This is a genomic window from Brevundimonas sp. (assembly GCF_965227765.1).
Lineage (GTDB): Bacteria > Pseudomonadota > Alphaproteobacteria > Caulobacterales > Caulobacteraceae > Brevundimonas.
Genome location: NZ_OZ245778.1, coordinates 686,615 through 706,435, shown reverse-complemented (window position 1 = coordinate 706,435; position 19,821 = coordinate 686,615). Strand labels below are relative to the sequence as shown.

Annotated in this window: 17 protein-coding genes; 4 read left to right on the top strand and 13 right to left on the bottom strand. The window is 65.2% G+C overall.

Annotated elements, in window-relative coordinates:
* Positions 1-6: 6 nt before the first annotated feature.
* From ACO05L_RS03485 to ACO05L_RS03475, 3 genes are read right to left on the bottom strand one after another with little or no spacing between them, the layout of a single operon-like run.
* Positions 7-2,682: a hypothetical protein gene (locus tag ACO05L_RS03485; protein WP_421730785.1), complete on the bottom strand. Its 2,676-nt coding sequence runs from the start codon at positions 2,680-2,682 to the stop codon at positions 7-9.
* Between the two features lie 2 nt (positions 2,683-2,684).
* Complete coding sequence (locus ACO05L_RS03480) at positions 2,685-5,426, bottom strand: hypothetical protein (protein WP_421730784.1); 2,742 nt, start codon at positions 5,424-5,426, stop codon at positions 2,685-2,687.
* A gap of 4 nt (positions 5,427-5,430) precedes the next feature.
* A complete protein-coding gene (locus tag ACO05L_RS03475) occupies positions 5,431-8,133 on the bottom strand; it encodes a transglycosylase SLT domain-containing protein (protein WP_421730783.1) in 2,703 nt (900 codons plus the stop codon).
* A 420-nt stretch (positions 8,134-8,553) separates the two neighbouring features.
* Here ACO05L_RS03475 and ACO05L_RS03470 point away from each other — a divergent pair, with 420 nt between their 5' ends.
* The gene (locus tag ACO05L_RS03470) at positions 8,554-10,035 is read left to right on the top strand and encodes a hypothetical protein (RefSeq protein WP_421730782.1); all 1,482 of its coding nucleotides are present in this window, start codon (positions 8,554-8,556) and stop codon (positions 10,033-10,035) included.
* 141 nt (positions 10,036-10,176) lie between these two features.
* On the opposite strand, the gene ACO05L_RS03465 is transcribed toward ACO05L_RS03470, so the two are convergent.
* Positions 10,177-10,422 (bottom strand): helix-turn-helix transcriptional regulator, encoded by a 246-nt coding sequence (locus ACO05L_RS03465; protein ID WP_421730781.1) that lies wholly within the window; start codon positions 10,420-10,422, stop codon positions 10,177-10,179.
* Between the two features lie 153 nt (positions 10,423-10,575).
* On the opposite strand from ACO05L_RS03465, the gene ACO05L_RS03460 reads away from it, so the two are divergent.
* Both ACO05L_RS03460 and ACO05L_RS03455 read left to right on the top strand, forming a co-directional pair.
* Positions 10,576-11,223, top strand: coding sequence for a hypothetical protein (locus ACO05L_RS03460; RefSeq protein ID WP_421730780.1), 648 nt, complete (start codon positions 10,576-10,578; stop codon positions 11,221-11,223).
* Positions 11,220-11,444 carry a hypothetical protein gene (locus ACO05L_RS03455; RefSeq protein WP_421730779.1) on the top strand — a complete coding sequence of 75 codons (225 nt, stop codon included), beginning with the start codon at positions 11,220-11,222 and terminating at the stop codon, positions 11,442-11,444. The genes ACO05L_RS03460 and ACO05L_RS03455 overlap by 4 nt, the downstream gene beginning before the upstream one ends.
* A 194-nt stretch (positions 11,445-11,638) precedes the next feature.
* Here ACO05L_RS03455 and ACO05L_RS03450 read toward each other — a convergent pair whose 3' ends face one another.
* The 8 genes from ACO05L_RS03450 to ACO05L_RS03415 form a co-directional block, all read right to left on the bottom strand.
* A complete protein-coding gene (locus tag ACO05L_RS03450; protein ID WP_421730778.1) occupies positions 11,639-12,304 on the bottom strand; it encodes a hypothetical protein in 666 nt (221 codons plus the stop codon).
* Positions 12,305-12,553: 249 nt separating this feature from the next.
* Positions 12,554-13,156, bottom strand: a complete 603-nt coding sequence (locus ACO05L_RS03445) for a hypothetical protein (protein WP_421730777.1) — start codon at positions 13,154-13,156, stop codon at positions 12,554-12,556.
* Positions 13,146-13,556, bottom strand: a complete 411-nt coding sequence (locus ACO05L_RS03440; RefSeq protein ID WP_421730776.1) for a hypothetical protein — start codon at positions 13,554-13,556, stop codon at positions 13,146-13,148. Before ACO05L_RS03440 ends, ACO05L_RS03445 begins: the two co-directional genes overlap by 11 nt.
* A gap of 49 nt (positions 13,557-13,605) precedes the next feature.
* Positions 13,606-13,983, bottom strand: a complete 378-nt coding sequence (locus ACO05L_RS03435; protein WP_421730775.1) for a hypothetical protein — start codon at positions 13,981-13,983, stop codon at positions 13,606-13,608.
* A gap of 422 nt (positions 13,984-14,405) precedes the next feature.
* On the bottom strand, positions 14,406-16,868 hold the full coding sequence (locus ACO05L_RS03430) for a bifunctional DNA primase/polymerase (protein ID WP_421730774.1): 2,463 nt from the start codon (positions 16,866-16,868) through the stop codon (positions 14,406-14,408).
* On the bottom strand, positions 16,865-17,392 hold the full coding sequence (locus tag ACO05L_RS03425; protein WP_421730773.1) for a hypothetical protein: 528 nt from the start codon (positions 17,390-17,392) through the stop codon (positions 16,865-16,867). The genes ACO05L_RS03430 and ACO05L_RS03425 overlap by 4 nt, the downstream gene beginning before the upstream one ends.
* Positions 17,393-17,568: 176 nt before the next feature.
* Positions 17,569-18,758 (bottom strand): IS3 family transposase gene (locus ACO05L_RS03420; protein WP_421729385.1). Its coding sequence is split into 2 segments (ribosomal slippage): positions 17,569-18,506 and positions 18,506-18,758, totalling 1,191 coding nucleotides; the frame shifts between segments, so codons are not numbered across the junction.
* Positions 18,759-18,885: 127 nt separating this feature from the next.
* On the bottom strand, positions 18,886-19,077 hold the full coding sequence (locus tag ACO05L_RS03415; protein ID WP_421730772.1) for a helix-turn-helix transcriptional regulator: 192 nt from the start codon (positions 19,075-19,077) through the stop codon (positions 18,886-18,888).
* A gap of 94 nt (positions 19,078-19,171) precedes the next feature.
* On the opposite strand from ACO05L_RS03415, the gene ACO05L_RS03410 reads away from it, so the two are divergent.
* A complete protein-coding gene (locus tag ACO05L_RS03410; RefSeq protein ID WP_421730771.1) occupies positions 19,172-19,579 on the top strand; it encodes a hypothetical protein in 408 nt (135 codons plus the stop codon).
* Here the strand turns inward: ACO05L_RS03410 and ACO05L_RS03405 are convergent.
* Positions 19,569-19,775 (bottom strand): hypothetical protein, encoded by a 207-nt coding sequence (locus ACO05L_RS03405; protein WP_421730770.1) that lies wholly within the window; start codon positions 19,773-19,775, stop codon positions 19,569-19,571. The genes ACO05L_RS03410 and ACO05L_RS03405 overlap by 11 nt on opposite strands.
* Between the last annotated feature and the right edge of the window lie 46 nt (positions 19,776-19,821).

The window sequence follows — 19,821 nt, the reverse complement described above, 5'->3', positions numbered from 1 at the left end:
TGCGGATTAGCCGGGCACCCTCTCCCCCGTTGCCCACCACTGATCCTGGCCATTCTGGGTCTTCATGCGCTGCCGGCGCCGCTGAAAGTCCTCTTCGGCTTCAGGGTCGACCAAGCGCTGGATTTCATCGACGACCAAGCGATTGTAGGCCGCCCGTGAAAACCAGAGGTTTGCTCCGGGCACCCAGGAGCGAAGCAGGTTGGTCCCATCCCGGCCGATGTTTGCGTCGCCGACGGCCTCATCCAGATTCTTGCCCTTTTGCACTCCTTCCGAGATCGAGACAGCATTGCCGATCGTCGCGTCCCAGGCGTCTGCGACCATCTGGCCACCGGGGCCGAAGGCTGCCGCCTGACTGGTCTTTCCATTGCGGCTCTCACTGGCGTAGATCGCATCGTTCAGCACGCCCAGACCGCCCCCCTGCAGCATTGCCGCCATCCAGAACCGAGGCTCGTTCATGGGCTTGGGTTCGTTGCCCTTGGTAATTTCACGCAGCTGGATGCTCAGGGCTCCGCCGATCGTCAGGAACATGACCATGGGCGCGATGCCGGCGGCTGCCGATACTAGTGGTGTCATGCCCTTGGCCTGCCCGCGCAAAGCCAGCTCTTCGTACCAGAGATGTGAGGCGGTCAGGCTGAACGACCGGAACTGCGCCCAACTGCGGCGCATCTCGCCCGCAACCGTGCCCGGCCTGGTTTCGCCCAGCAACTTGGCTCGCGTCCACAGCGATCCCTGCGGCACCGCAAGGCGCGTCTCTATGTCCACCGCCTCGCTCAGGCGCAGGGCCAGAGTCTGGTCGGGCACGTCCGTCGGCCGGAGAAACTGGACGCCGGGCTTGGGCTCCCAGACCGGAGCCGAGCGGATCGTCGACCAATCGGCCTCAGTGAAGCCGCGCGCCTTCAGCCAGATCGCAAACGCCTTGTCCTCGCTGTCGCCGCTAGCCAGTGCTGCAATCGACTTGTCCCGGCGGTCATGCAGGGCGCCCATGAACTCGCCCTGGAATGAGCGCTTCCGGCCGGCATCCCATGCCGTCATGCCCTGCACTCGCATCACCGCCACGGGAGCGCGGCGAGCGAAGGCGTTCAGATTGCCGTCCATACGCTCGCCGACGGACAGAAGGCGAAGATTGTCCTGGGTCGCGCGGAGCATGCCATCGGTGGCGTTCTCGATGATGAAGCCGGAGCGGCGAGCCGTGTGACGGCCAGAACCATCGACCGGGTTCAGCAGCGACATGAGCCGCCCCATGTCGCCCGTCCGGGACAGGCCGCTGAAGGCCCTCGCATAGGCGCCATACACGGGGGCCGTGGGGATGTCGGAGATGATGGCCGAGCCCAGTTGCGCTGCCGTCGACATGGCTCTCGCCGATGCGCCGAACTGCGCCAGTCGCGAGTTGACCGGCGTCGACAGGCTGCCGGTGAAATGTTCCAGCATCGTCTCGGCCGTCGACACGTAGGACTCTGCAGTATCAACCGCGCCTTTGACGCCGGCCGCTTCTTCCAGCGCCGCCTCGCGACGGGCGGCCTTGGTCAACCAGTCCCATTGCGCCGACGGGTTTGGTCCGAGGATATGCATCTGGGCGGTGTCACGCGACATCTCATCGATATGGCCCATCATGGTCGAGAAAGGATCGGCGTCGCCGAACGCCTGCTGATAGGCCATCCAGTCGTCAGCACTTTTGAAGATCAGGAAGCGAGAGTCGTTGCGGCGCTTGGCGAGAGCCGAAAGACCCGTATGCGACTGAGCGACGGACTTGTCGGCGCCGTTGGTGGCGATGCTGTACCAAACGTTGCCTAGCGTTCTCGCCAAAGTCGTCTCGGTGAATGGTAGGCCGGTCGTTTCATCGATCATGCGGGCGCGGTCCAGCCGAGGCAGGACTTCCGATATCCAGCGCTCACGACCTGCCGCCCGCACGGCGTGTGAATCATGGGCCTGGGGCATGCCCCAGTTGTCGATCTTTCCGATCGATCCGCCGGCGGCGTTGAACTTCAGCCGCAGGTGTTCGGCGGTTTCCGTCCAGGCGCTCGCCAGCATCTTCGCTGCGGCGTCGCCGGTGTCCTCGCCGAAAGCCTCGCGAACGAGGTTGGTCAGGTCGGCGCGGCCCGGCTTGTCGAAGCCTGTCCGGCTTTCGAACCGCTCGATCACGCTGGCCATCATGGCGTCGGCCTGGCCCCGGATCGCACGGTAGCGACCCTCGATGCTGGAGAACGGTGCGCCCGACAGGCCGGGCTTGTTTTCGACCAGGAGTTCCAGCGCGCGGCCAAACATGGCCTTGTCGTAACCGCCGGGCCCGATGTTGTCCGGCGTAACGCCTTCGTCGGCGAATCCGTCCGGCGGCCCGGGCGGCTTGCGGCCGAACATGCGGTCCAGCAGGCCGGGGGTCTTGCGACGCGCGCCGATCTTGTCGGGGTCCACATAGCCGCGCGCCTTCTTGTATTCGGCGACGCCGTCGAGGATCAGTTGGCGACTACGAAGCATCAGGGCCCGTCGACGCTTGGCCTCGACGGCATCGAGTTCGAGCTGCCGGATCACGGCATCAGCAGCCTGCCGGTCGGCGTCGACAGGGCCGAACGCTTCCGAGGCGGATGCGTGGGCCTCATCGTAGGTCTTGCGGGCGCGGTCGGCGACTTCAGCGGTGATCTCCCCCTTGCCGACGGCTTCATCGATGCAGCCTCTGAAGGTGCCCATGTCTATGCTCTCCCAGGCGCGCAGACGTTCAGGACGTCGAGCGCTCGTTGTTCGTCGCCGATTTCCGGCAGGTCGTCCCACAGGGCCGCGGTGCGCGCCTCCGCTTCAACGTCTTCCGGTTTCGGCTGAATTTGTTCGGTCTGTCCGCGCCCGCCCGGTTCGTCGAACGGGCGTAGGGACCGCATGGCCATGTCGGACGGCCGGTCAGGCGTCAGGGTAACGCGGCGCAGAGCGTCGGTCTGATCGCCCAACTCCGTCGCGGCCCGCAGCTCGTCGATGATGGCCCGGACGCCTTGGGCATTGGTCATGTCGCCCCGCGCCACAGATGATGCCGCCTCGCCGAAGGTATCGCCGACCTGGCCGACGCGGAGCGACAGGCGGTCAACGGCTGCAGACGCGGCGAGGTCACGCGCCAGGCGCTGCTCGTTCGCCGTGCGCGCCAATGCGTTGCCGCCAGCCTCGATGGCGTCGGCGTTTCGGATCAGGGCGCCGAACAGTTTTGCGTCCGTGCGAAGCTGTTTCAGGACGGCGGCGCGAAGCCGGGCTCGAGCAATGAGGGTCGACTGTGCGGGGACGCCGCCGAACATGTCGGTCTGCAGGCCATTGGTGGTCGCCCAGTCCGCCAGCCGGGATTCCTGAACGAGCGCGCGGGCCTCGTCCAGCGAGCGGGGGTCAGCCTCACGCATGAGGTCGACCATCGACAGGTGAAGATCCATCCGGTCGGCGGCAAGGTCGCCGATGACCGCGCCATAGCGGTCGGGGATGACGCCGTTTGCCACCGCGCCGAACGCATCGTCCGACAGGCGGGCGAGGCCGCGGGCGTTGGCGATGAACTCGCCGGTCAGGGGAAGGCTTCGGTCATTGATGAGGGCGGGCGCTTCCCTGAACACCTTGGCGGCGTCGAGTATGGAGCCGGCGCCCTCGCGAATGTTCTTCATGGCCGCAATCACGCGAACCTCGCCGGGCTCCCAGCCGTCAGCCTGGCGGAACAGCAGGCCATCGAGCGTGGCGGACGGGTCTTCACCGCTCTGGATGAGACGCCGAGCAAGGCCGCGCCGTTGATGGCCGTCCGCAACGATGGTTCTGCCGTCGCGGTCTTCGAACAGGATCGAGCGGCCTGCCGCCGTGCGGTCCCAGGACGTGACGCCGGCAAGGCGGTCGGTCAGGCCCTCGTCGCCGCTGGCCTTGTACTGGAACTGCGCCGGGTCGGCCTCGACCTGCATAGGGTCGAACGCGCCCGAGGTGACAGGGCGGCCCTGATATTCAAAGGCTTCTTGGCCAGCAGGTTGGGCGGCGGTGGGCCTGCTTGGGGCGTCGGGTGTGGGTCCGGCAGGGGTGGTTTCGCCCGCCAGCATCTTGGTCTCGGCCGGCGTCAGGCCGCGCTGCGTCGGGGTCGGCGCACTGGCGATCAGCTCGTCGATGTCGCGTGCAATGACGGGGTTGGCTGGCAAGGGCGAGCGCAAATCGGTCATGGCGTCGACGGCAGCCTGGTGGGTTGCACCGTCGACAGGACCGACGCGGGCCACGTCCAGCCGGTCCCCATCGATGCGGGCGAGCGCTGCGCGGACCGCGGGCGGGATAGGAGCGTCAGAGGCGGTGCGCGATCCGGCGTCGATTTCCGATGCGAGAGCGCTAACGACGCCGCCGGGATCACGGTCCAGCGCACGTCCAGCCGCGCCAACGGCTTCAAGCCCGCCGTGCACGACCGCGCCGACCCCGGCTGCGGCCAGGGTCTGAAGCGGCCGGTATTCCGCCTCGATGCCGGAGGCAATGTCCGCGCCTTGGGTCACCGCGTCGCCAGCTGCGTTGACTGCGACGCCGCCGATGATGCGGCCAGCGACCGTGCGCCCTGGCGAGATCATATTGAGAGGGTCGGCACCACCGCCCGCAAATACGCCGCCCAGCGTCGCCGCGCCGCGGGCCAACTTGTGCAGCGCGGATGCGTCTCCGCCGTCCCACGCGTCGGATTCGGCCATCAGTCGGTATGCGTCGCGGCGCTCGTCCTCCAGGTCACGGGCCTGCTGGCCGAAGCTGGCAAAGCGCAGGGCCTGGCCGGTCTCAGGATCCTCGAACTGGTCATAGCCGCCACCGGCCGCCCAGCGACCAAGCGCCATGGTCGGATTGGAGTTGGCCGCGTCTTCAACGGTCGAGGTGAAGCGCTCGCCCAGGCTCCGGACGCGCGGGGAGGCCGTGGAGCCATCCCCCTGCGTCACGTCGGCGGCGGAGGCCCGGCGCACAGGGCGCGCGCCAGGGAAGCGGCTTAGGGGGCCTGAGAAGCCTTCAGGCGTCTCCAGCCACAGCGAGCCGTCGGAGCGGGTCACGGCCTGCGCACGGCCGCGCGGGGTGTCATAATAGGTGACGGCGGGTTGGCCAGACAGCCGCGATGTCAGATCGGCCCGGCTCTCGACGCCCGACAGTTGATCGGGAAACTCCAGACGCATGGCTTCCAGCCGCGCCTCATAGTCGAGATCGGTCATGTAGCCCGCGCCGTCGGCTGCGGACTGTCCGGTCATCATCACGGACGGCGGAACGCGGCGGCCCAGCAGGGTTTCGACCTGGCGATGCCGATCCCAGAGGGCGGCCTGCATGGTGCTTTCTTCGCGCGCCATCCGCTCGGGCTGCGATGACGTGCGGGCCCGGCGCTCGACCGGCTCCCAAAACGGGCGCGGGGCCTCAATAGGTTGGGGCGCTTGGGCGGGAGTGCGAGGGCGATCGATGGCGCCGGCGGCGAACTGCTGGGTCATGGTCCTAGTCCGGCCTCACCGCGTCTGGGCCCAGGCGCTGGCGGATCGTCTGTCGGGCGGCTTCCAGATTGATCTCGAACGGCCGACCGTCACGGGTCACGGCGACCCGTCCACGCTCGTCGGCCAGGTGGAAGTTGCCTGTCGGCGAGGCGACGGGGCGAAGGCGAGAAGCGGTGCGCGCGGGCATGGGTTCGCCGTTGCCGAAGACCGGGCCACGTCCGCCCGAGACCCAGGTCTCGGCCAGCAGCTCCAGCGCGTCCTCGAACTTGTCGCCGTTCAGCCAGCGAGGGACGATGACGGACGCACCGTTGACCTCCGCTGCGCCGCCATACTTGTTCTGGCCCCAGGTCGTGCGCCCGAGCGCCGCCTGGACGTAATAGCTGGCGGGCCGCTCCACGCCGGACACGTCGTCGGCAAGGGCAGCGGCCAGCGCAGTATTCTGGACTGCTGACAACAGCGACGGGTTCTGCGCCAGCAGAGGTCGCCAGCGCACTATCTCGGCTGTCACCTCGTCGCGACGCGGCGTCGGCAAGGTCTGGCCCGCGGCGCGGAGCGTCAGGCCATGCGCGGCTGCGTCTGCGAACCGGCCATCGCCCCCCGTCGCGGCGAGGTCGGCTATGTGAATCGGGGTCGAGGCGTCGGAGCCCTGACCGATCTCGGCCAGCAGGTCGCGCGCGCCGCGTCCGCCGATGGCTGCAGTCGCTGCGCGGGCGAGGGTTACGGCCTGGCCTGGGTCGCGCTCGATCCGATCCTTGTATGCCGCGCGCTCGCCATTGGTCAGCAGGCGGAGTGGCGCGCCGCGCTGGTCGGCGAGTTGTTGACCGAGATTGACGCGAGCGCGCAGGCCTTCCTGCCACGACGCCGCCGACTGACCGCCTTGGAACACACCGTCGACAGCGAGGGGAGGCAGGGCTGCGAGGCGATGTGAACTGGCGAAGGCGAGCGGGTCCGACGCAAAGCCTTGGGTGGCGTTCGTCACCAGAGTTTCAGCCTGGGTCGCGCGCCATGCAGCGGAGTTGCGGCCCTGGCCGAGAGCTTCAGCCACCTTGCGCGGGTATTCTGCGGATCGTGGATTGCCGGCCTGCTCGATCCGATCAAGCCACTGGTCGATGGTGATTTCGCCGGTGCGCGGATCGCCCTTGCCGACGACGCGCTTGCCGTCGACCACGGTCACAGTCCCGACAGGCTGCAGCCAGCCATTCACATTCCCCGAACCTGCATGGTAGGCGGTCGCGGCCAGAACGGCGCTGCCGTCGTATTCTGCGACCAGCTGCTGCAGGTATCGGCGCCCCAGGCGCTGGTTATATTCCGGGTCGTTCAGCAGCCGATTTTCGTCGTATGGCAGGCCCTCAAGTCGGGCCATATCGCGCGCCGTGCCTGGCAGAAGCTGCATCGCGCCGACGGCCCCACCGCCAGCAGGGCCTGCGCCGTCCGGGTCGCGGCTGATGCGGGCGGGATTGTTGCCCGTCTCGACCATCCGGATCGCAGCGGCCAGGGCGTCGAAGTCTTCAGGCGTGTTCAGCGGGCCCGACAGGTCGTCGATATTGGTCCGGTTGCCGCCGCTCAGCGCAGCGGTCGCGCGGCGGATGGCTTCATCGCGAGGCAGGCCGACGAGGTCGCCGGTCAGGCGATTGCGTTCGCTAGCCTCCGCTTGCTTCCGGCGCCACTCTGCGACGCCCGATGCGCCCAGCGCAGCCTGCACTTCGCCCTCTGACAGGTTGGTGGGGCCCGCGCCGATCTCAATGGCGGCGGCATCGTCCTCGATCCGCCGGTTCATCTCAGTTTCCACGCGGGCGCGTGTCGCCGTGGCGATGTTGGCGCGGTCGTTCGAAAGGTCGATTTCCTGATTCACCGCGGCGCGCGCCGCCTCAAACGCGCTCTGGCGTTCGTCCGGCTCCAGGTCCGGGGTCGTCAGGATTTCTTGCAACGAGGCGATGGCTGCATCGGGCCCGGCAGAGCGCAGGGTCGTGACTGCGTGGTTCGTGAAGACGGCGGCCTTCGACGCCACCATGAACTCGCGGTCGTCAGATGCGGCCTCGGCTTCGGTATAGGCGATGGCGGGGTTGTTGAGACGGGACTGGATCAGTGCATTGCGCTCATCGTCGAGCAGCTTGTATTCCGGCGACAGGCTCTCGCCATCGCGCAGCATCCGCACAAGCTGGTTCGTCAACGAGCCCTGGCGCGTGCCGATCTCGACATTCGCCTCCTGCACAGCGATGCGGCCGGCCTGGTCGGCAACGGCGGCACGACCGGCACCGATACGGCGGGTCATGTAGGTTTCGAGCTGGACGGCGAACTGCGGTTCCGCCTGTTCGATGTAACGATCTTGCAGCGCGGCGGCGGCCCGCTCGTATTCCGGCAGGTTGGCCGCGTGTTCTGCCTTCAGCGCTGCTTCAGCCACATCGAAATCGTTGGCGCGGCCGGCCACATAGGCCTCCTCGGTCGCGGCGAGACGCGCCTCGTAAACGTCGCCAAACCGCAGAAGGGGCTGGGCGACCTCGCCGCCCGCCAGCAGGGTTGCCGCGTCAGCCTGGCCCTTCGCCTCGGCCTTGCGGACCATGCCGGGTTTGGCAGCGTCTGTGATCTGGTCGGCCAGTCCTCCGACCGCCTTCCACATCTGCGCCTCGCCGGTTTCGAGGTCGACCGAGGGCGCGATGTCCGAGACCTGGATTCCGCGCCCGCGTTGAATGTTCTGACCCGTGGCCATCGTGTGTTGCTCCCTTAGCGAGAGCGACGATGCGGGAGGGTGTCAGATGCGCCAACGCACGGGGAGAATTAGTAACGACGGTCGCCGAACACGGGTTGACCTGTGAGGGTTAGCAGTGTTCCACTTTAGGTGGAGGGTACTATGCAGATCAGAACCGCCGCATTCATTCTTGCCACAGGCTTGGCAGCATGCTCGAGCGCTTGTGCGCAGACTAATCGTCAGGCCCCGCCTCCAGTGTCCCGGGCCGCGCCCGCACCGTCACCTACGGTGGGCTCTTGGCTTGAAACTCAATTTTCGAACCTCATCGGCACCTGCACAACCGTGCCGCTCAGGCTCGATCGGGGAAGAAGGGAATCCGACCGCCCCGTACTGTCCGCGATCCCCGACCTCGTTTCCGAACGATTTCAGGCCCGGGCAGCGTTGCCCTTCACCGAGTTCTCCGGTGAATCCCTGGCAATGCTCTTCGGTCGGGTTTTTAGAAAAAATGATAAAGGTGAGTACGAGAATCTAGGTTCGGATTTGACGATCGACTACGGTGTATTGGGAAGTCGGCAGTATAATGCCCTGAGGGACAACGTCTCGTATAACTATGACTGTCTCACAGCCTTATCCGGGGCGGTTAAAACAAAAGGAAAGCTGACCCTTGGCGTGCTGGATTTGCAAACGGCCATCGGGGCAGCGGTCGATGACAGTGACAGCCGAAATATTAGTCTGGTGTACGGGGAGTTCCCGTCACCGGTACCTCATGGCTTGAGCATAGGTGGAGGCGGAGTTTACGACCCTGTTGACTCCTTCCACTACGCCGTCGGTTTGTGGAACTGGTACAGCCTGAATACTCCGCGTATCGGGCAGTCGAACTACGTGATCAGCGTCTTCAAGGGGATCACGATCTACGATTTTCAGAATGTCAGGTTAAGCCGCTCAGCCAGCGGCGACGGTTCGGTTAGTGGCTCGGCTGGTGCCGGTGCGCTGTCGCTCAGTGTGGATGCTACCGGAAGTGCGAGTATCAGCACGGGTTCCGGCCTGCAGGCCAGCGGCTTTCGCGCTATCGCCTTTGACCAAGATCCCGTCGCGTCTCTCCGGCGGATCGAGCTGCCTGGCATGGACGCCGCTGCCGGTTTAGCTCGTCGGGCCCCGTCACGGCTTGAGCGTTCAGGTTCCGAGCCCGTAACTGTCTACGGGGATGGGCCGATCGATCTAGCGCACTTCGTTCCAGGCCTACCAACGCGGATTTGCCAGCGAGCTTGGACGACGTCCTCAAGCGGCTACACGCTTCTTCAAGATCCGCGGTCCGTCTCAAATGAAGCTGGGGCCAGAGGATGCATGTTTTATGCTCGCTTCACGCCACCAGCCTTTGCTGAAGGGGGAGACGGCTATCTTCATCCTACGTATGAGGTCAAGACAACGTTCAACTCTGGCGAAGCTGAAGCAACGGATCACGACCTTGTTTTGGCCATGGCGCCTGAGAACGTCATCGATGCTCGACGATTCCCCCTAGTTAGGGCTCTCATGGCGCCGCAGCCGGTTGTCGCTCATAGCTTTGGCGTGACGAGCTTGTCTGGGGAAGTCAGTTATTCAGTGCTCGTCGACACGAACCGACCGGCTCAGCGCGTCGTCCAAGTGGCCTTGGGCCTCACCTGTGGAGCGATGGCGCGAGTTGACGTTCTCGTCGATCCCGACACCATCAAACTAACTCTTCCCAGCACTCTCAATCGACCGGCGGGACTGACAATGAAGTACGCTGGTTATCTCCCGGGAGGCACAGCGGAGACCGCGATATCAAACCTACAATGCGATATCGATGGCACGGCCCAGTTCGAGCTAGCGGGCGGACGCGTCGTTACGCGAGCGCTTGGTCGTCACAAAGTAACTCTTCCAGCGCCTTCACCACCGGTCGGCTAGCTCAGGTTTGCTTGGCTCGCTCAACCGCACGCCTAGACACTTCAGCGCTAAAAAAACTCGCGCCGGACACAGGTAAGGAAGAGCCGCGCGCCGTATTTTCCCCCTCCGCCCCGCCTGCCGGCAGCTCAGACTTTCTCCCTATTAGGATTGAGGCGCGATGCGCCTGGCCCCGGCAGTGGGCGGGCTCAGCACCTCGATGCCATGCCGGCGGAAGGTTTCGACCAGTTTGGCGGCGGTTACGTCTTCGCCTGTGGGCGGAGAGCGCTTGCCGTTCTCGATCAGATAGACCGTTGAGAAGGCCACGCCGCTCTCGCGGGCGAGGTCACGCATCCCCCACTTGAGGATTGCTCGGGCGGCGCGGAGGTTTTCAGGGTTGAGCTGGGTCATGCCGCTACATACCGTCACTACCACGTATTGACAACGCAGGCGACCCATCACTACACCATAGTGACGTTAACCATGCCGGTTAGCGACGACCGGGACGACCGGCGGCGTTTCTGAGGCCCCGCCAATCGTCCCATAGCCAAGGGACAGAACCCCATGACTACCGCCGATCATACCACAGACCGAGCCGCCTGGCAGGGGGCGCTCGCATCACATGAAGCCGCCGTGGCAGCATTGGACGAGGGCAGCCGTCCTGAGGTCGACGATGACCCAACCGAAGTGCTTTACGAAGCCGAGGGCGCGGCCTGGTTAAACGTCCTGCACACGCCCGCGCCAGACATCGGGGCGCTAGCTCACAAGTTGCGCATGGCCTTGACGGCCTATCACGATGCCGACGAGCCCGATGGTGACGACCTGGCTCTGATGCAGAGCCTACTCGACAGCCGAGCACAGGACGGCGGCGCGTTGCTGGTGCGGGCGTGGCAGGATGCTTTGCGTCTCGCTGGCGTCGAGCACCCAATCGTTTCGATGCCGCGCAGCCTCGACAAGCCCTGGCCCGTGTTTGCAGCCGACTACCGGCAGGCTCTGGCGACGCTTCAGGACATGCCGGGCGACACCGACGCTTTCGACAGCGCCGCCTCACGTCACACGACGCTGTACTACGCTCTGCTGGCCTATCCGGTCAGCACGGTCGAGGATCTGGCGGAGAAGGGCGACCTGATCGCTCTCGACTGTCAGGACGGCACGCAGGCGATGCGAGCGCTGAACGCCGACGCTCGCCGTATCGCGGAGGCCGCGAAGTGAGCGCGACGACCTGGGCCAACCTGACGTGGGACGAGATCGCGCCAGGCTTGAGAGCAGTCCACCGCAACGGCCCGGCCGTGGCGCTGCTCGCTCGCGACGCGGGAAAGAGCCCCGGCGACGTCACTTCGATCTGGCTGGCCAATGCGCCCGCCGAAGTGCTGCCGGTCCTCATGTTCGCCGACGGCTCCATGATCAGCATGGAGGGCGAGGGGCAACTCTGACTGACACGGCAAGCTGAACGACCAAGCCCGCTCGGAGTGATCCGGGCGGGCTTTTCTATGATTTCTAACGCCTGATAATCAGGTGTTATCGGGCGTTAGGCAGGTGCAGTCTCTTTGAACGGCGCGGCTGACGCCTAGCCGTTAGCGGTTAGCCGGCGGCTCAGAGAGACAGCGCCGAGCCCCTATTGCTGCGTTCAACTCGCCGCCTTCGCCGACTTCCGTAGACGCTTGCGCTCGGCGACGAGTGCATCCCACTGCGGCTGATATTCGCCCATCACCTCATCAATGTCGGACCGCAGCCGATCTCTTTCAGCATTCGTTTCCAGTCTGACCCACTCCGGCCCGCTCTGCGGAATCTGGACGCGTCCCGGCCAGCCCGGCGGGCAGAAGCGTGGTTGGAAGTGAATCCAGAACCGAAACGTCTCGCCCTCGGCGCCGATCTCCACTCTCGTCTTTGTGTCGCTTCGCAGCACATGATCGGCCCGTGCGGACGGCGGATGGCTCGCAACCCGTGCCACCCAAGCCTCACGATCTGCATAGTACTTCGCCGTCCGTTGTTCAGTCTGCTCCCAAATGCGCTCGCGCTTTGCCTGCTCCATAGCGTCGACTGCGGCGTCGGGGTCCCAAGGGTTCGTGCTTTCCAACGGAGACGGCGACTGAACAGGCGCGGCATGGCCGAGAAGGGCGAGCACATCGACTGTCGCGAAAAGCTGCTTACGCATGAGAGCGTGACGGGCCGGCTTCAGCCAATTGGGGTTGTCGTTCCGCTTCTTGCGGATGGTCGCGGGGGAACACCTAAACATCTCGGCGACGTCTCCGACGGTGAGCAGCAGCGGCAGATTCTTATAGTCTAGGGGCATCGGATCCTCGCACCGCCGGGCGGGCCTTCGCACCCGGTGGCAGAAGGCATCACGCTCCCGCGAAACTGTCTATGCTGTGGCCCACGGGGTCTAGCCGTTTACTCTCCTCGAGCAGCGCCCGATACTCTGCCGATCGAACGTCGCCACGTTCATCCAGCCTAGGCTGGGGAAGCCGACGGCGCAGCGCCTCCGCCGCCTCGACACGGCTGGGCAGGGGTCCGTCGCACGGACGCGTAATCACCGCCGCCATCAGTCGACAGGGACTGCAAGCGTGTCCTGTAGCTCGGCCATAGCCGCCTCGACGGCGTTCGCCTTGGCCAGCAAGTCCGGTCGCTCTTGAAGCCACGGATGATCCAGAACGGACACCTTGAACGAAAGGCGCGCGATGTGGGTCCGGTCGAGTGTTTCGTACTGGGGGAGGGCCATAGATGATCGCGTCCCGTCTCTGTGTCTGCGCTGGCCGTGAGCGGCCTTCGTATCCCCGCCCGTCTTGCGGGGATGCTGCGCCGGTCGGGCAGGTGCGGGCGTGGCGCCGATGGCGTCGGCCGTCGGACGGTCCATCAGCACGAGGGCCAAGCCCAGCGCTTCGAGCTGGACGGCGCCCATGCCGGTGATTCTGATGTCGCCGGCGGGCAAGACTTCGCTGGCCTGGCTGAAGTGGGTGGCTATTCGGCCCTGGGGTGCAGCTGGCCGTTCGAGTTTGGCCGTGTAGCGATCCGAATAGCCCGCATGGGTGTCCATCTCTTCGCCGGTCCATCCCAGGCTGTGACGCCGGGCGATCAGGGCGTCGGTAATCTGGCCACGGTCGGACAGGGACAGCGGCGCGAAGGGCGGCAGGGAATCACCCTTCATCGTCGGATCCGTCCCGAGAGGGCGGGGCATATGGCGGGAGTTCAAAGACGCCGCTGCCGTCAGGCATCGCTGCGCCCGTTCCGCCGGTGGTCACTAGGATCTGGATCACCTGGCCGGCAGGTGGGTTGTCGTCGCGGCGGTGCGGACCCAGCTCGCCGGCTTTCTCCAGCAGGGTTCTCGCGGCCTTGAGTTGCACCTCAGGCGACGCGGCGTCGGCAGCGAGTTTGGCGACGACCAGCCAGGCCTTGCCCGTTTGGTTGGTGAACCATGCGCGCTTCAGATCGGAAAGCCGGGCCAAAACGTGCGGCTTCTTCATGGCCTTCTGGAGTGATGGGCCTTGCATACCGGCGGTTTCGGCGGCCTCGCTTATCGTCAGGCCGCGCTGGACGATAAGCTGCAAGGCGGCCTCAACGGGCGGCCTAATCTGCGGCTTTCGTGTCTTGATGGACTCAGGGAGCGTTTCCATGCAGCATTTGTGCAGCGCTCCAGCGCGGTCCCCAACGCACGGGCATGGCGTCCCGCGCCTCTGCGAAGTCAACCACGTCGCACGGCTGCCATGGCGAACCGGCCCGGGAGAGGACAGCTTCCAGAAGCTGGACACGTCCCGCCCAGAAGCCCCGCCATTCGACGCTGGCGTCGTCAGTCATTGGCTCCAACTTCGCGAGGGCGTGGATGCTGGCGTCACGAAGGCGGATCATGGAATCGCGGTCCACGTCGACGAGAAGCGCCAGAACGTCGGACGTGAGGCTTTCTGCGACCATGGCTTTTTCGGTGAGCGCGTCCACTGCCCTGGTCAGTTGCTCGATGGTCATGGGTTCGGGGGTCATGCCGGCTGACCCACCGAGAGACCACAATGACCGACGGGGGCTCTCGTCTCGTGATCGACGACCCCCGTCCATCGGAACATGGCGCATCTATCGGCGACGCACTGTCCCCTCGTCATGGGGCAGAGCATGTCGGTGGCTTGTTCGCGGGAAAAGGTGACGGCTTCGGAGTTCATCGGATCGTCTCGCTAAGGGGCAGTGTCAGGGTTTTCTCGTGAAGGGTCATCGGAACCTCGAAAAGGAAGAAAAAGAGAGAGGGGGGTTATTCTCTGACGGTGAGACATAAAGCCCGGTATCACTGGCTTTGCGGGATTTTTGGCTCATGACGGTGAGGGCCAAAAACCATGACGTTGAGGCCTTCGCATCCCCCTCACGGCACACCGTCGGGCGCAACGGCAGTGTCAACGTCATGCCCATTCCCGCGCTCATCGGTCGCCCAGCCAGGTGTATATCTTCGGGCGCTTGTTGTTGGCTGCGACTGGGCCGGGATCCATCCGGATCAGCTCGGCGGCCTCCAGCCCCTTCACGATTTCTTCCAACTCGCGGGTCTTGAAGGTCGTCAGTTTCCGCAGCAGGTCACGATGGGAGATTGGGCTGTTTGACCGGATGGCGCGAACAACCTTGGCCCGGTCGCTCTGGGTCTGGTTCTCGGACATGAACTCGCGGGCATCCAGCAGCATGCGGTTCGCGCACCACATCGAGACTTCCTTGGCCCAGGCGAAGCACTCCCGGTCGATGACCGGGCGGGTCGGATCGCACCCCATTGCGCGGATCGTAGCCAGCCGGATTGCCTGTTCGGCCGCACGGGCGAAGAACGATTCCGCATCAGAGGACTCGTCCAACTCCTCCGCCCAAGCCAGATATTCCCGGTTCAGGGCGCCGTCCTCACCGTCCTCCCACTGGGCGACGGTATCGGGCCGGTCGCATCGCCCGAAATGCATGGTGGCTTTCGACAGGGGGTCGCCGGATCCGTAAATGGCGAGCATCCCGGCCGTAATGGAGGCGGGCACTTCGAACAAGTCGGCGCTCGGCTTGTGGACGGCGGGCCGCTCCTGGGTAGAGAACAGAAGCCAGCGGTTCAGAAAGCCGTTGTCAGTGTCGCCCGCCTCGATGGCCTTGAAAAAATCGTCATGGGTCGAAGCCCCGAGGATCGACAGGGCGGGGCTCCAAATCGGCTCCATGTCCTGACCTGCCCAGCCCGGCGGCGGCAGCATCTTGAAAGACTTACCCCAAGCGGTGCGCAGGACGGCTGTGATCGCCTGCTCGTTGCCGCCCGAGGTCCGCTTGTTGATGCGGCGAAGGAAGCCGCCCAGCTCGTCGATCGGGTTGAGCGTCAGCGGCTGCTGGCTCAGGCCGCGATACACCGCCTGAAACGACATCCATTCCCCCTTGCCGATGTGGCGGGTCATGTCTGCGGCCGACAGGAGGCGGGCGGCCATGTCGAGGCCGTGATCTTTCCCCGCCCCAGATTTGGCGCAGGCGAGCGCATAGAGGTGAGTCCCCGACCCTGTCGGCCCCGCATAGCGCCGACCGCCGCAAGTGCCCACGACGGTCAGGGCAGTGGCCAGGGCCAGGACACGCTGCGGTTTGCGAGCGGAAGCCGTTACATAGTCGATGATCTCGCCGACCAGACCGGGCACCTGCAGCAGGTGCGCCGGCATCTCGACCGAAATGTCCTTGTGCGTTGGCGCGTTGGCCACGTCCGGCATGGTGTTCGCGCCGCTCCCCGGCTCACTTGCGCCTTCGGTCTGATCCTTAGCAGGATTGGCCGGAGGCGTTTCTTTTGGCGCCGCCCTCTCAGGCAAATTCCGCAACGGCGCAGGGAGGTCGGATTCATCATCGACAGGACGACGCGACGACAGGTCGATGATGACGTCGGATCCGAAGTCGTCGGTGATGCCCAGCTGATCCTCCAACCACGACAGGGCCTCTGACGGCGTGATGTCGAGGGCCCGCTCGACAACGTCGATCGCGGTCAGCCCGCCCTCTGACGGGTCGGCGCCCCAGTCGCGAATGCCTGCGGGACACACCGACAGATTGCGCTTGCGGTCGCCGGCGTTCGTCTTTCCGGTCCCCGATGGGCGCCAGACCGGCACGGCTTCCCAGCCGCCACGCGCAGGACACGTGCCGGGCAGGTTAAGCGCGGGGAACCAGTCGCCGATCCGAGACAAGGCGACCGCCTTGGCGACAGACCAAGGATCGCTCGGGTCATACGGGCCCAACGGCGCGCGCTCCTCACCACCAGCTCCACCACTCGACCGCCCGCCACGGGTCCAACCGCATTGTTCGAGGGCTTCCTCCAGCGCCTCCATGTCCTCGACGGTCAGGACAGGCAGGTCAGCGATCGGGACTGGGCCACGCGTGAAGACATAGGGGGCCATCGTGCCGGGATGGATGGATGGGGGCAGGATGCAGAACCGGCCGCGCGCCAAGACATCCAGCAGACGCCCGTCCGGCCCGTCGTAGGATCGCGATGCGAACCCCTTGGGAGCCAGATAGAAGCGCGTTTCCCCTTTGGCAGCCCGCTTAGCCATGGGAGAGGAGGGAGCGGCCCGCAAAAGAGTGTCCAGCGCATCGCCGGTGGCGTCAAAGTCCAGAGCCACGAGGACAAGATCGTCTCCATCGGCGCCCTGGCCCGCGGACGAGCCCAGCACAGCTCCGATGTTCCCGTCCGGTGCCTTCATGGCCATGTTCAGAAGGAAGCCTGACAACGGCTCGTCGACGGCCTTCGACCAGTCCGGCAGGCCTTGCCAGCCGCCGCCGATGTAGCGCCCCGGCGCTTTTCCGCGCCCTGCCCTGGTCATCGCCGCCGGCAAGGCGGGCAGGACGTTGAAGCCGAGCGCCTGCAAGTCAGGGGCGGCGGATGCGAAGGGGGACAGGGCGCTCACAGACCGTGCGCCTTGTTCCATACATCACGGGCGCCGAAGACATCTCGCCCGAACTGGTCGTCATCACGGGGGCGGTGGCCGAGCAAACCGCTTGGAATCACCAGCCGTTCCAAGGTAGCGGTGTCGAACACCGCAATCGCCTCGCCAGTCGCAAACCATGCATCGTCTTCGGGACGAACCGGACGAACACGGTACTTTCGCATGCTGTGATCCAGCGCCCAGAGTCCGTCGTCTTGACCGTCGTCGGCGAATGGTGCGCTTGAGACACGATCCTCTTTCCGGGTAGCCATCGGGCGCACCGCCCCCGCTGCTGCTTGTTCGGTCTTCGATTGGCGCAAGGACGCTACCGCTGCAGACAGCGCCTTCCTGGACGCAGTCAGGCGCAGCGCCGTGTATCGACGACGCGCTGTTCCGGTGTCATCGCCGGGCAGCAGGTGACCGGCAAACCAAGCTTCACGCTGAGCTGTGGCGGCGTCCGCAGCGGGCTTGAGGCGCGCGTAAACCTCATGGGGTTCTTCGGCCATCAGACGGCGACCCGCTCTGAAGTCGATGACCGGCGCTGCTCGCCGCGCCAGATTCGCAGGTCGTCGCGGTCATAACTGACCCGACCGCCGATTTTCAGGAAGGTCGGACCGCAGCCCTGGACCCGCCAGTTATTGAGAGTGTGTGCCGACAGGCCGAGTGACGTGACCCCCGTTTCTCATCCAGCCATAACGAGAGTCCTTTGGTGATCTGAACTGGTGTTGGCGGGGTTGGCAATAGGCCGGTCTGAGCAGCCATCAACCAGCGCAGCAGACCGGCCGCTGTGTCCGGTGAGCGCCTGTGCGTAGGCCTTGGGCGTCAGCCATCCCAGCTTCGAGTGCGGCCGGGTTTCGTTGTAATCGCGCCGCCAGGCTTCGAGCACGACACGGGCGTGCGGCAGGGAGCGGAACAGCGTCTCGTTCAACAGTTCGTCGCGCAGCCGACCATTGAAGCTCTCGTTGAAGCCGTTCTGCTGGGGCTTGCCGGGCGCGATGTAGTGCCAGCCCACCCCGGTGTCGTCGGCCCAGGCGAGGATGGCGGTGGACGTATATTCCGTGCCGTTGTCGCTGATGATCGTGTCCGGCCGTCCCCGCCCCAAGATGATGGCGTCGAGCTCGCGCGCCACCCGTCGGCCCGACAGAGACGTGTCGGCGACGAGCCCGAGGCATTCGCGGGTGCAGTTGTCGATCACCGTCAGGATGCGGAAGCGCCGCCCGTCCGTCATCTGGTCGGAGACGAAGTCCAGCGACCAGCGCTGGTTCGCGACCAGAGGAATCTCCAGCGGACGCCGCGTGCCCATGGCGCGTTTGCGCCCGCCGCGCCGGCGCACCGTCAGATTCTCCTCGCGGTAGATCCGCTGGACCCGCTTCCTGTTGACCGCATGCCCCTCGCGCCGAAGCATCACATGCAGACGGCGATAACCGAACCGGCGGCGCTCCTGGGCGAGGGCCTTCAGCCGATCCCGCAGGGCGCCGTCGTCCGCTCGTGTCGCCTGATAGCGCACGCTCGTCCGATCCACGCCCAGCACCCGACAAGCCCGCCGCTCGCTCATCGCGTAGGCTGATTGCAGGTGCGCCGCCGCCGCTCGATGCGCAGCGGGCGTCACCACTTTTTTCCCAGCAGATCCTTCAGCGCGACGTTGTCCAGCATCGAGTCCGCCAGCATCCGCTTCAACTTGGCGTTCTCCTCTTCCAACGCCTTCAGACGTCGGGCCTCCGACACGTCCATGCCGCCATACTTAGCCTTCCACTTGTAGAAGGTCGGCGAGCTCAGCCCGTGCTTCCTGCACAAGTCTGCCACCGGAACACCGGCCTCCTGCTCGCGCAAGATTCCGATGATCTGCTCTTCCGTGAACCGTGATCGCTTCATTCTGTCCGTCCTTTCGAGGGGCGGACTCTAGCTATTCCTGGAGGAGTTTCAGGGGGTCACGTCACGAGAAAGGCGGCAGCGTCGTCGACGTTGAGGGGCGGTTCGAGGCCGAGGGCAGCTGTGCTCATCACGACACCGCCTGCTGGCGAGCCGCGAACCAGGCGTCAACGACCTCTCCAGGAAAGGCAACGCGGTTTGCCGTGAGCCGGGTGGGCTCGGGCAGCTCGCGGCGAGCCACCATATTGTAGACGGTGCCTCTGCTCAGGCTTGAGCGCCGGCAGAATTCGAGAATGGAAACAAAACGATCGGGGGTGGCCATAGCGGCATTTCCTAGTTTGCGCGCCCTTGTGGCGGGCTGACAAACAGGAAGTTGGAGCCGATCCAATCACGCTAAAACGCACAGCGGATTTTCCGTGACGGTTTATCTGGTTATTGGCGTTCCGCGGCTTGGTGACCAACGCCACCATGTAAGGCTGAAGGCCGACCTAGAGGCCGACGTGCACAAGGTTACGTGCGACCTGGACCATCTGGACGCCTGTATCAGGCTATTCGACCCCGCGGCGGATACGCGGGCCGTGAAGCGCCACGCCACGAAGCACAGGGCGAAGAAGGGTCAGATGCGCCGGTTCGTACTGGACCGGCTGAAAGAGGCGACAGGGCCGACCACGTCGCGGGACATCGCAGAGGCGTGGGTCGCGGATTGTGGGCTGAACGCCGACGATGGCACGTTGGTAATTATCGGGAAGCGGCTGGGGGCGTGTCTGACGGCGTTGCAGCGGGGTGGCGTCGTTGTGGGAGAGGGGTTCTCAACTAGGAATTAGGGTCTGAACTGAGCAGCCACCCGTCAGGCTTGGACGGCTCAATCGCCTTCTCGATCGCCTCTAGACAGAGCCATTCGTCGTAGTGGACGCCATCGTACTCTTTAGACAGCACGAAGTCCTCACCCCAACCGGTGCTCCACATTTCGGAACCGGGAAAAATGGTTTCGATGAAATGGCCGCCGTATGGCGCGAACATTCCCTCAACCTCCTCCCGAGTGAGGAATCGCGAAACACTCGCCATA

Bases quoted from the DNA above. Each gene is read 5' to 3' on its own strand.
- ACO05L_RS03460 (WP_421730780.1), top strand. From the start codon at position 10,576: ATGACTACCGCCGATCATACCACAGACCGAGCCGCCTGGCAGGGGGCG.
- ACO05L_RS03465 (WP_421730781.1), bottom strand. From the start codon at position 10,422: ATGACCCAGCTCAACCCTGAAAACCTCCGCGCCGCCCGAGCAATCCTC.
- ACO05L_RS03485 (WP_421730785.1), bottom strand. From the start codon at position 2,682: ATGGGCACCTTCAGAGGCTGCATCGATGAAGCCGTCGGCAAGGGGGAG.
- ACO05L_RS03480 (WP_421730784.1), bottom strand. From the start codon at position 5,426: ATGACCCAGCAGTTCGCCGCCGGCGCCATCGATCGCCCTCGCACTCCC.
- ACO05L_RS03435 (WP_421730775.1), bottom strand. From the start codon at position 13,983: ATGACCCCCGAACCCATGACCATCGAGCAACTGACCAGGGCAGTGGAC.
- ACO05L_RS03425 (WP_421730773.1), bottom strand. From the start codon at position 17,392: ATGGCCGAAGAACCCCATGAGGTTTACGCGCGCCTCAAGCCCGCTGCG.
- ACO05L_RS03475 (WP_421730783.1), bottom strand. From the start codon at position 8,133: ATGGCCACGGGTCAGAACATTCAACGCGGGCGCGGAATCCAGGTCTCG.
- ACO05L_RS03415 (WP_421730772.1), bottom strand. From the start codon at position 19,077: ATGGCCACCCCCGATCGTTTTGTTTCCATTCTCGAATTCTGCCGGCGC.
- ACO05L_RS03405 (WP_421730770.1), bottom strand. From the start codon at position 19,775: ATGTTCGCGCCATACGGCGGCCATTTCATCGAAACCATTTTTCCCGGT.
- ACO05L_RS03445 (WP_421730777.1), bottom strand. From the start codon at position 13,156: ATGAAGGGTGATTCCCTGCCGCCCTTCGCGCCGCTGTCCCTGTCCGAC.
- ACO05L_RS03450 (WP_421730778.1), bottom strand. From the start codon at position 12,304: ATGCCCCTAGACTATAAGAATCTGCCGCTGCTGCTCACCGTCGGAGAC.